The sequence below is a fragment of the Rhizobium sp. AQ_MP genome (assembly GCF_014237835.1).
Taxonomy (GTDB): domain Bacteria; phylum Pseudomonadota; class Alphaproteobacteria; order Rhizobiales; family Rhizobiaceae; genus Allorhizobium.
Genome location: NZ_JACJVI010000022.1, coordinates 54,525 through 65,982 on the forward strand (window position 1 = coordinate 54,525; position 11,458 = coordinate 65,982).

Sequence of the window (11,458 nt, forward strand, 5' to 3'; positions counted from 1 at the left end):
GTTCGAATGTCATAAACGCACCTGTTTTGGCTGAGCAGCAAAACAGGTCGTCGGACGCTAGTGCTCCTCTCAACTGCCCAAAACGATCTGATGCGCGCCAGCTGTCCGGTGAACTCGACACAGAGGACAAAAAACAGAAACTCCTCGCCGGTTACGCAGAGGAGCTTTAAAGGAAACGACTTGAGTGGCAGCAGATTCAAGTCTCGTTGGTTGCGGGGGCCTGATCGCACGGAGACTTGCATAAAAGCTATGGGCGACGAATCAAATTAGGGCTTAGTGGGTAAGTCTAAGCACGGGCCTACTGCCCGCGGAATCTACGTCTGGCTAACGGTCCACATAAAGACGCGATAGCCGCCTTCAAGGCCATACGCTCACAAATCGGCTTAGCACGACAAGATTCCCAATGTACACTCAAGACAGGTGCCGCGCGGTGTATCCGGCACCTGTCGACCTGAAGAATTGCGGCGCGGTTACTGCGCGGTGATCTCACCGACAATCTGCTCGGGCGTAAGTGACAACTGTAACAAGTCCGCTAACTGGTCACTTCATCTAGAAGATGGGCGCGAGCATAGTTGAGGTGGTAGTGATCAGCATCCTCAGGAGCTAACTCAAAATTTGATAAAGCTTGAGGGGCAGGTCACTTTTACAGCCAGAGTCCATTAAAGGACCTTACTAATAGCGTCACATGTCTGCCGGGGAGCACCAGAGATAAACCCCACAACTGCAGAGCACCCACCACGGAAGTCAGTTTCACTAACCGGCTTATCACCCATTGAATTGGATCTATTTTGGTTCTATTTATCTTGCATGACGGATTCGAACTCTCTTTCCATCTCCATTCGCGCGGCAGTGACCAGTCCAGAGCAGACTGGCCCGATCTACCGCAGGATTGCCCAATCTATAGCAAAAATGATTACGGCCAGCGAGCTCCCGGTCAACCAGGTGCTTCCGACCGAGCGCGATCTGGCCGAGGCCTTGAACGTTGGTCGGGTGACAGTACGAAATGCCTACAAAGAGTTGATTTCGAGCGGGTTTGTCGAACAACGGCAGGGAAGCGGCACCTTCGTTGCTGAGCGTCCAGGCCGGATCACGCAACCTTTGTGGCGGTTAAGTTCATTCTCCGAAGACATGCGGTCTCGCGGCAGAGTGCCCGGATCCAGAGTGCTTCAGAAAGTCATGGCCTACCCATCTCCAGAGGAAGCCTTCGGTCTCGGCATTGGATTGGACACGCGAATACTTCGCCTTCACCGCCTTCGCTCCGCTGACGGCAAGCCCCTGGCAATAGAGCGCGCTGCAGTCCCTGCGACATACATTGACGAGTTCCAGCTCGTGGACGATTCCCTTTATCGCTCGCTTGAACTGCGCGGCTTTCGACCGGTTCATGCCCTTCAAAGATTGAGTTCCGTGCCTGCGGATGCTGCCAGCGCCGTCTGGCTTGAGATCGAAGCTGGCTCTCCCGCCTTGCAAATCATCAGAACATCAAGGCTGGCCGACGGCAGAGCCGTTGAATACACCCATTCACTCTATCGAGGCGACGCCTACGACTTCGTGGCTGAACTCAAGAACGGGGCTCCATTTTGACTGTCACTCGAGGAGGCGCTGATTCCGATCCCCAAGCACCAGGATCCGGCACCGGCATGAGCCCGTCCTCGGCAACATCGATGGAACAGACTACCTCCCAGGGGCATTGTTCAACGACCGCCTACTTCATTGGCCTTGATGCCGGATCATCGGTTATAAAGGCGGCAGTTTTTGATCATAGTGGGCGGCAGCTTAGTGAGGCACAAAAGCGAACGCCGCTTTTGCGCCCCCACCCAGGCTGGAGTGAACTCGACCCCGATCACAGCTTGGATGCTGCAGTGGAGGTCATAAGCCAGGCCGTCACCGAAAGCGGGCTCAACCCAGAGCAATTTGGCGGGATTGGCCTGTCTGCGGCCATGGTTGGCGCCTGGATCGTCGACCGGGACGGACACGCATTGCGGCCTGGCATCATTTGGGAGGACAGCCGTAGTCAATCGATCATCGAAGAGCTCGTTGAACGCGAACCGCAGGTTTTGTCTCGCATCTTCAAGTCTTCCGGCTCGGTCATGCAGCAGGGCTGCACGCTACCTCTGCTTGCCTGGCTTGTGCGTCACGAACCGCAGCTCATCACAACCGCTGCCCATGTCCTAAGCTATAAGGATTATCTGCGCCTCAAGTTGACGGGACAAATCGCAACAGACAGAAGCGAGGCATCGGTCATACCAGGCGATGCACGCAGCCGCGATCGTTCCGATGCAATGATTGCGCTTTTCGGCCTCGATGCGTACCGCCACCTCCTTCCAGAGGTTCGTGAATCGGAAGAATTCGTTGGCGGGCTAGAGACCAGCATCGCAAAACGTCTTGGTTTGCCGGCGGGCTTGCCAGTTGCTGTGGGAGCAGGTGATGTTGCAGCGACAGTCATTGGAGCCGGCGGCCTGAATGACGGCGCGGCGGTGGCTGTCCTCGGCACGACGGCGATGGTCGGCGTTTGCCATTCGGCACCGGTCTTTGATCCGCCCGATATCGGACTTCTGTTTTCATTGCCGTCGAACCTCTGGTATCGTGCGATGGTCAATGTCGCCGGGACACTGAACCTTGACTGGGCGATCAGCACGCTTGCGCCGGATTTGTCCGAGCATGAGGATCGTTACGATCTGGTGACGAGACTTGCCGCGTCAACATCGATTGGCGCGGGGGGACTTACCTATTTGCCATATCTCAGCGAAAGCGGGATTATTGCGCCTGTGGTCGCCCCCGATGCGCGAGCCCAGTTTTGCGGACTGACTTCGCGTCATGCTCGTGCGCATCTGTTTAGGGCGGTCTTCGAAGGCGTCGCCTTTGCTCTAAAAGATCTGACCGATGCCCTTGATATACCGATGGGTCCACTTGTGCTTACCGGCGGAGGCGGACGCAGCAGCTTCTGGTCACAGATGATTTCAGACTGCTTGCAGCGGCCGATCCTCGTTCCGGACGGAACCCAGTTTGGAGCACGCGGGGCAGCCCTTCTCGCCGCAACGGCTGCGGGTCTTTATCCCGACGCAAGACAGGCGTCTGCCGCCGTCGGCAAAGATGGGACGATCTATCTGCCCCAGCCCGATCACGCCGCCGCCTATCAACTCGCGCATGCTGCGTATCGCCGCCATCGCGACCGCCTGCTGATGGCGATCGAGCGCTGACGAACCAATATCGTCAAGTTTTCCGAAATGGTATAAACCAATATTGACATTGGAGCGCACCACCTGCAGCATGCTGGTCTGAGTGGAGCGAGATATCGGTTCACCCGCCGCCGCAGGGTACCAGCCCATTTAGCCCCTTGATGGGTTGGTACCCGTAGTGACGTTGCCCCCCGGGCCACCATTCATGAGATCTGCAAAAGGGGGCTTGGAAGACCTTAGATGGGCAAGGCGAGTGATCGGTATCTGGACGAAGTGATTGAGCGCCTGCAAGCGATCAAAACGGACCTGCGATTGCCAATTGAAAGCGCAGCCGCTCTGATTGTCGATGCAGCACGCCTGGACGGGCGACTGTTTGTGTTCGGTACTGGCCATTCCCACATCTTGGCGGAAGAAGTCCATTACCGTGCTGGCGGTTTGGCCATGACTGTGCCGATCCTGTCATCACCGACCATGCTGCATGAAGGTGCCGTCGCAGGCACTGTCTATGAGCGGCTTGAGGGCGTGGTTCACCCCATTCTTGATCGCTACACGATCGGACCAAACGACGTGCTTGTGGTCTCATCCAATTCTGGCGTCAACGCGGCGCCCATAGAGGCTGCGCGGGTTGGGCGAGCGAAGGGCGCAAAGATCGTGGCCATCACATCGGTCGCCTATTCGACGGCAGCAGCTCAGGGCCGCGTGCGGCTCGCTGATCTTGCTGATGTTGTTCTCGACAACAACGCGCCGCCCGGAGACGCCGTGGTCGGTATCACCGGCAGCGACGTAAAAGTGGGCCCCGTGTCCACCGCGATTGGCGTGACAATCCTGAACGCGATCCTGGCGCAGGTCGCCGAGACCCTCGCGGCAAGTGGTCAAGCACCAATCTACCTGAGCGCAAACATGGAAGGGGCCGACGAGATCAACCGTCACCTCGTCGAGCGCTATCGGGCCCGCAATCCGCATTTGTGAACGATACCAAAATCAACAACACAAGAAGGGAACTGAAATGATCAGAAGAACAACCGTAGTCTTTTCTCTCGCCGCCGCCCTCTTTTCGTCGACTGCCTATGCAGCGCCGATTGAGCTGACCTTGTGGCACATGGAACAGCCACCCCATCGCGTGGCCCGCATCCAAGAGCTGATGGATGCATTCAATGCATCTCAAAGTGACATCGTCGTCAAGCAGGAGCCGCAAAACTGGGGGGAAATCTACGCCAAGGCGCCAGCTGCGATTTCAGCCGGATCAGGGCCGGACATGCTGTTTGCGATCCCGGATTTCGCACCGATCCTCAAAGACATTGGCGCACTGACCTCGGTTGCGGATTTCGTGACGACACTTGACGCAAAACACAAATTTGTCCCGAGCACGGTCGAGGCATATTCCTACGACGGAGGCGTCTGGGCGATCCCGCTTTACAACATGACCATGAACCTCTGGTATCACAAAAGCGAACTTGAGGCAGCCGGCATAAACGTGCCCCAGACCTGGTCGGAATGGGAAGCAGCAGCGACAGCCCTTGGCAAGGATGGAAAGTTCGGGATCGGCGTACCCGCCAATAAGCAACTTTACACAGATCAGACAATTTACAGCCTGATGGTCAATGGCGGAGCAAGTGAGCTTTATAACGAAGACGGCAGTCTGCGGTTCGACAATCCCAAAACCGTCGCCGCCTATGAATTCTATGGGAAGCTGAACAAGCTCTCGCCTCCCGACAGCACTTCGTGGACATGGGGCGAAGCAGAAGCGTGCTTCGTATCGAAAAGCTGCGGGATGATCATGCAGTTTTCGGTGATTTCCACCTACGACACCCAAGGCGGTGGTGACCCGGCAGATCTCGGTATTGCGCCCATTCCCCATGCCGAAGGCGAAGAGGGCAACAACACGATCGCCTATGCCAATGCCGTCATGCTTCTGTCCAAGGATGAGGCCAAGCGCAAGGCATCGGAAACCTTCATAGCCTGGCTGCTTGAACCCGAGCAGTATGGAAAGTTCCTCAATATGGAGCCGGGTCTGTTCATGCCGGTCACGGAGGCCGGAGCAAAAGCAGAAAGCTTCTGGAGCGATCCAATGGTCGAGAAGTACAAGCCACAGATTGAGGCCGCAATTGCCAACGGCAAGAACGGCAAGCTTTTTGGCTTCACCAGCGGCCGAACCTTTCCGTCGATTGCTGCGATCTCGGCGCAGAACATCATCGCCGCAGCACTACAGGATATGGTGGTCAATGGCAAAGACGCGGCCACGGCGGTCAAGGACGGGCAAGCCGAGATGACTGCAGCTTCGAAGTGATGAACATTTAACGGACCGGGATCGCTCAAATGCCGACATCGCGCCTTTTGGCTTTCAGCTTCGTCGCGCCGGCCTTGCTCGTCCTGGTCCTCATCCTCGGCTGGCCCTTGGTTTCAGCAGTTGTTCTTAGTCTCCAAGATGTCAGATCGATCGGCACGCAGGGACAATGGGTTGGACTTTCCAACTACCAGGTTGTTATTGCAGATGACGGGATGTGGCGTTCGATAGGACTAAGCCTGGCCTGGGTCGTTGCAAACGGCCTTTTGCAGACCGGGCTAGCGCTTGTGGCAGCTCTCGTCCTGAACGAACAGTTCCCAGGTGTCAGGATCGCCAGAAACTGGATAATTCTGACCTGGATCGTACCGACCGTTGTGGTCGTGATAATATGGCGCTGGCTGTTTTCGACCTCAGGCGGGATGATTAATCCGCTCCTAGTGAGCAGCGGCATTGTCGAGCGTCCGATCGGCTTCTTCAACACGCCGTGGACCGCTTTTGCGACACTCGTGTTCATCAATTCATGGCGCTGGTTTCCTTTCATCACGCTTATGCTGCTTGCGGGAATGACGCGCATTCCTTCGGACCTTTACGAAGCAGCGAGAATAGACGGAGCAAACGCCTGGAAGCGCTTTTCGCGCATCACCTGGCCCCTCCTGAAGCCGACACTCACCGTTCTGGCTGTTGTTGGCACGCTCTTGTCATTCAATGTCTTTGACATCATCTGGCTGCTGACCTCAGGTGGGCCCGCAGGCGGCACGCGCACATTGCCGATCCTAATCTACGAAACGGCATTCAAGGGATATCGGCTCAGCGAAGCTGCGACCCTTTCGGTGCTCGCAACGCTGCTCCTGGTTGGTTTTGCCTTGATGACTTCTCGTTCAATGACACGAGAGGAGAGCGACCGATGAAACGCTCAAGGACTATAAACCTGTTTCTTTTCCTCGCTGCGACGTTGATCCTGGCTTTGGTTGCCCTCCCCTTCTGGTGGGTATTCAGCGGTTCGTTCAAAACCGCGCAGGAAATCATCTCGCGTGTCCCGACCTTGTTTCCGCAGTCCTTCACTCTCGATCATTACGTGCGGCTTGTATCTCGTTCGGCTTATTCAACCTATGTAATCAACAGTCTCGTCGTGGCCACGGCTTCAACAGTCATTACCATTCTTCTCGCCGTGCCGGCGGCCTACGCATTTTTCAGGCTGGAGTTTCCCGGACGCGAGGCACTTTATCGGATTATCCTTCTTGCCTACGCATTTCCCAGCATCGTCATTCTCATCCCGCTTTTCGGGATGTTCGCCAAAATCGGAATGATCGATACTCTACTGGCGCTGGTCCTCGTCAATGTGACCTTTGCGCTTCCGTTTTCGATCTGGATGCTGCGGTCCTTCTTTGCCTCTGTGCCAAGAGAAATCGAGGAAGCAGCCGTCATGGATGGCGCAGGCCCCGTCACAATCTTGAAGCGGATCCTGATCCCCCTCATCGCACCTGGCATAGCTAGTGTTGCCATCTTCGCCTTCATTTCCTCATGGACCGAATATGTCTTCGCTTCCGTCCTGATCATCTCGGACGCAAAACGAACGGTGCCAGTGGGGTTTTCGGGCATTATCGGACAATATCAGATCGACTGGGGGCTGCTGCTCGCTGGTGCCGGACTTGCGGTCCTACCTGTCATTATCCTCTTTGCCTTCATTGGCCGCTGGTTCGTTGGCGGGCTGACCGAAGGCGCAGTAAAGTAGATTGAGCGCAATCATGGCAGAACTAAAATTGAAGAACGTCCGCAAGTCGTTTGGCGCGACAGAGATCATAAAAGGCGTCGATCTCTCCATTGCCAGCGGCGAGTTCGTGGTTTTCGTCGGGCCTTCTGGCTGTGGTAAATCAACTTTGCTACGCATGATCGCAGGACTTGAAGCCGTAAACTCAGGCCAGATTGAGATCGATCACCTAAACGTCACCTCGACCGAACCATCCAAACGCGGCATCGCAATGGTGTTCCAGTCCTATGCTCTCTACCCGCATATGACCGTGGAAGAGAATATGGGTTTTGGCCTGGAAATGGCGGGGATCGATAAGGCCGGACGCCGAAGCATGGTGCTGGAAGCTGCCCGAATCCTGAACTTGGAACCCTATCTCGAGCGGAAGCCGAAAGCCTTGTCGGGCGGTCAACGACAGCGCGTAGCGATCGGCCGGGCAATTGTCCGCAAACCGAAGATTTTTCTCTTCGATGAGCCACTTTCAAATCTCGATGCGGAGCTGCGGGTGCGCATGCGGCTAGAGATTGCCAGTCTGCATAGACGACTTGGGGCAACGATGGTCTACGTCACACATGATCAAATAGAGGCGATGACATTAGCCACCCGGATCGTCGCATTGCGCGCCGGTGTGGTCGAGCAAGTCGGGTCTCCGATGGAACTTTACAGAAATCCGGACAACATGTTCGTTGCAGGCTTTATCGGCTCTCCCAGAATGAACTTCGTGCCGGCCAAAACTTTGGGAATGGATGGCCTGGGCAACTGCATACTGGAGGTGGCTGCGCTTGGCATCGAAACCATCCATGTGCCCTTAAGAAGGCCGCAAGCAACTTTTCCGGCAGATGTCACTCTCGGTATTCGTCCCGAACACCTTTCGGAGCAGCGATCGGAAGGCTCGACTAGGATCTCCTTGTCTTGCGATATCGTCGAGCAGTTGGGTAACGTCTCATACGTGCATGCGTGGACGAATTTGGACAACGATTTCATCGCCGAATGGCGCCGCGTTGAGAAACCGTCAACAGGTGACGAGTTGACGTTCTGGATTGCACCGGAAGACTGCTTGCTTTTTGGTCCTGATGGCCAACGTCTCTAATCAAGGTATCAGAAACAACAATCAACGCACTGTAGATTCGAAATAACCTAACCCGAGTGCGAGAATTCGGACTCAACCTAAACGGCGTTGCCGGCGACCATTTGATTGAAGTTATGCGGCCATGGCGGGCCCTTCCAGGATGGCATCGTATCGGTCTTATGCCTCGGCTGACGGGATGTTGACGATGGGCTTCAGAAGGGCGCGGTTGTTGATGACCTGAGCTTCCCCGCTCCGATCTATGCGACGCTGACCGAGGTTGAGGGCGAGGAGGGCTACCAGCTGATCTGGTCCCGTCCCAGCCGAGATTGAGTGACAGCAAGAGGCCCTGCCATTCGTGGGGCCTCGTACTTCTTGACCGTTCAAATGCAACAGAGTTGCTGCAGATATCGGATCTTGCGTCATTCTGCCGGTCCAAGGGTGACGCTTTAACCTAAAGGAGTTGAACGATGACCAGCCCTCAGCATCCTGCTTCTTGGAAACTGCAAGTGCCTGTTGATGGTTGCAGAGAAGGTGATCTTGCAGGGCGATGAAGCGTGCTAGGCCGCATCTATGAGTGGGGGACCCGCGGCCAAGAAAATCGCGGATCAGGCCTCTTTGTCATATTCGCGCTGTCACCTCTGATGACATCAACATGTCCAGCATTTTGACCAGACACGCAAAATTCTCATTTGAATAATTTTTGAGCTTTGGGGTTGATTCAAACCTGTTTGAATGTGACCCTTATGTCGCGGGTGTGATGGTGAGCATCTTGCCCCCCAAAGGCAGCCAGCAACCCCCTTGGCCGCCCGCAGCTTTTTTTCGAAGACATGTTGAACGCCTTGATTGCCCGCTGCAGGAAGGATTGAAAACCAGGCCTTTGATCGATCTGCGGACCATGCTGTACGGCTCGTCAATCCGCACGGTCAGAGCCGGCATCTGACAGCTTTTTCAAATCAAAGGATGCAACTGAACCAGCTGCAGCGTGACTTCAAGAACTATCGACCTACCCCCTGGGTGCAAGGTATGACCGTCCAGCGCAGACTGCGTCGTTGGCCGGCCGCAATTGTACCACGAGGTTCGTGCGCAGCATCTTATCGTGGTCTGCAACGACTTTTCAGACCAACACCTAAGCCGTCATCCATCAGCGCGATATCATTACCCGTTTCGTGTTCGCCTCTGCCAGTGGATTGTGGCCCCTCAGCCGCTATACTCCTGGCAGTTGCTTACATTTCGCTTGAACGGGTTTGACCTTTGGTGGATCACTTGCTGTCATGTCAGGCAGGCGCTCATCCTCCGACGATGTTGCCCTCAAGCTCCCCTGCTGGGGCAAACCTGGAACCTGTATGATTCCAGCGACCGCGCCTTCCTTCGAATACAAAGAGCGGAGGTTTGGTGTTCAATCTGCGTCGCACGCTTTATCCGCACGGATGCCGGCTCGCTCAAGAATCAATTTGAGGACGGTTTCGGCCAGCATGATTTTCAGCCTTTCGTTTTCGGCCTTCAGCGCCGTTATCCGATCTTGACGCGTTGCATGGTTCGGTTCAGCCTTTGATACCCAGTTGTAGAGCGTCGTCTTGTGAATGCCGTGGATGCGGGAGATTTCTGTCGCCGACGTTCCCGCTTTGTATTGCCCGACGATGTGTTCAATCTCACTGTCGGAGTGCCTTTGTCTCGTCATGTCCGGTCCGTGGTTGGTTTAACTCGGAGCTTGAAGCTTGGCTTGATATGGGTCCGTCTCATTCTTCTGGTCAAGAAAACGAGCGGTTTGGTCGGTTGCTCGAGCAGCTCCTGCCCGGGTCCTTCCGAAACCAGGCAGCAAGAGATAGGCTCATTTTCTGAAAACTGCTTCACTGGATATGTCCATGGCCATCGATCCGAACGATTGCCCGGCTCGGATCTTCAATACTCCATAACTTTTTGAATAATCAAACGACACTCTTCAGACCGGTTGCTGCGCTGGGCACGAGACCGTCGCAGGGTCTGCATCGCATCAATGTCGGACCAACTCTTTCTGCTCGTCTGGGTGAAACCTGAAGATCTCAGACCACAAGGGTGTTTTGTAATAGACGCCGTCCTCCAGCAGCGTGAGGCCTTGGCGCTGTTCGTAAAGAAGTCCGATCCAGCACAATCGTCTCAGAAACCCGTATTTCAGCTCTGACCGTAGATCCCATGTTTGCAGGGCGATTTGCGTATCCGACAGCAAGCCGAGCTCCGGATAGAGAGCGACAAGCACATCCGTCGGAGAACAGCCTCGCGCAGCCTCGACATCGAGCAGCGGCAACAGCGGTTCCCAAATATGGAGGCGCTCACGCACGCCGACCGCGCGCTCGAAGCGGTCCACATGGGAATAAAGGTAGCTGGAAGCAATGACCGCAAACTCCGATCCTGGATCGGTCAGAAACGACCTGCCCCTTTTTGTGGGCACAAGCAGGTTTCCGCCCTTGCGCAGGAGTTTCAGCCGCTGGGACACCTGTCGGACCGGCCACAGGGGCGGCATGTCGCCTTCATTGAGAACCTTGTCTACGCTGTAGAGTTCTTCGGTCGTATAGTTGGGCCAAAGGAAGTTGCCCGCTGCCCAATCGACAAATTTGCGGTTCAGCGCGCCAGACTTGGTGAGACCTATGCCGCCATGTTGTTCCGCGTAGGAAATAGAAAGAACCATGCCCCGCAGAAGAGGTGACGCGGCAACCACATCAATGTTGCCTTGCAGGTGAATCTCCGGAATCATGAATGGCATATCCCCCCTGCCAACATGTAGAAATCATAAACACAACTTCAGTAAGTCCATCTTTGCGTAAAATTGCAAGAGCAAGCCTGGCGCTCAGATTCTCCCTCCCTTTTGCACGGAATATGTCAGTGCAAAGTCGCGGCTGGGTCAGGTGTTGTAGAGTTAGTCTCTGCACGGCAGGTTGTCGATCACCTTGAGTGAGGTCGATGCAGACTGAAGCATAGCCGTGAAGCCGGCAGATATCAGCGAGACCTCGCCGATCTATCGGGTTTCATGCCCGTTGCAGCTGAACTGCCCCCCATTTCGACCGGACATTCGGCATAAGCAGAAAGGCTCAAGCACAGGCTTGAGGACAGGCTTATGTCTAACGAGTATCTACATGTTGAATTGCTGACGGGTGATGTCCGCCGTAGACGGTGGACAACCGAGCAGAAGCTGACAATCATCGAGCAGA

The 11,458-nt window shown here is 55.4% G+C and carries 9 protein-coding genes and 1 pseudogene; 8 read left to right on the forward strand and 2 right to left on the reverse strand.

The features are described from left to right. Nucleotides 1-807: 807 nt before the first annotated feature. The 8 genes and pseudogenes from H6M51_RS22140 to H6M51_RS22175 all read left to right on the forward strand — a co-directional run. Nucleotides 808-1,581: a GntR family transcriptional regulator gene (locus H6M51_RS22140; RefSeq protein ID WP_185811981.1), complete on the forward strand. Its 774-nt coding sequence runs from the start codon at nt 808-810 to the stop codon at nt 1,579-1,581. A gap of 80 nt (nt 1,582-1,661) precedes the next feature. Then, the gene (locus H6M51_RS22145; RefSeq protein WP_185811982.1) at nt 1,662-3,197 is read left to right on the forward strand and encodes an FGGY-family carbohydrate kinase; all 1,536 of its coding nucleotides are present in this window, start codon (nt 1,662-1,664) and stop codon (nt 3,195-3,197) included. Nucleotides 3,198-3,416: 219 nt separating this feature from the next. Next, nucleotides 3,417-4,145: an SIS domain-containing protein gene (locus H6M51_RS22150; protein WP_185811983.1), complete on the forward strand. Its 729-nt coding sequence runs from the start codon at nt 3,417-3,419 to the stop codon at nt 4,143-4,145. A gap of 37 nt (nt 4,146-4,182) precedes the next feature. Next, nucleotides 4,183-5,463 carry an ABC transporter substrate-binding protein gene (locus H6M51_RS22155; RefSeq protein ID WP_185811984.1) on the forward strand — a complete coding sequence of 427 codons (1,281 nt, stop codon included), beginning with the start codon at nt 4,183-4,185 and terminating at the stop codon, nt 5,461-5,463. 47 nt (nt 5,464-5,510) lie between these two features. Next, nucleotides 5,511-6,368: a carbohydrate ABC transporter permease gene (locus H6M51_RS22160; protein WP_246780639.1), complete on the forward strand. Its 858-nt coding sequence runs from the start codon at nt 5,511-5,513 to the stop codon at nt 6,366-6,368. After that, the gene (locus H6M51_RS22165) at nt 6,365-7,192 is read left to right on the forward strand and encodes a carbohydrate ABC transporter permease (protein ID WP_185811986.1); all 828 of its coding nucleotides are present in this window, start codon (nt 6,365-6,367) and stop codon (nt 7,190-7,192) included. The genes H6M51_RS22160 and H6M51_RS22165 overlap by 4 nt, the downstream gene beginning before the upstream one ends. 13 nt (nt 7,193-7,205) lie before the next feature. Next, a complete protein-coding gene (locus tag H6M51_RS22170; RefSeq protein WP_185811987.1) occupies nt 7,206-8,297 on the forward strand; it encodes an ABC transporter ATP-binding protein in 1,092 nt (363 codons plus the stop codon). Nucleotides 8,298-8,504: 207 nt separating this feature from the next. After that, nucleotides 8,505-8,606: pseudogene (locus H6M51_RS22175) on the forward strand (DUF736 family protein); the annotation flags it as partial. 1,066 nt (nt 8,607-9,672) lie between these two features. On the opposite strand, the gene H6M51_RS22180 reads toward H6M51_RS22175, so the two are convergent. Both H6M51_RS22180 and H6M51_RS22185 read right to left on the reverse strand, forming a co-directional pair. Further along, nucleotides 9,673-9,954 (reverse strand): transposase, encoded by a 282-nt coding sequence (locus tag H6M51_RS22180; RefSeq protein WP_185811988.1) that lies wholly within the window; start codon nt 9,952-9,954, stop codon nt 9,673-9,675. Between the two features lie 312 nt (nt 9,955-10,266). Further along, nucleotides 10,267-11,004, reverse strand: coding sequence for a hypothetical protein (locus H6M51_RS22185; protein ID WP_185811989.1), 738 nt, complete (start codon nt 11,002-11,004; stop codon nt 10,267-10,269). Nucleotides 11,005-11,458 lie beyond the last annotated feature (454 nt).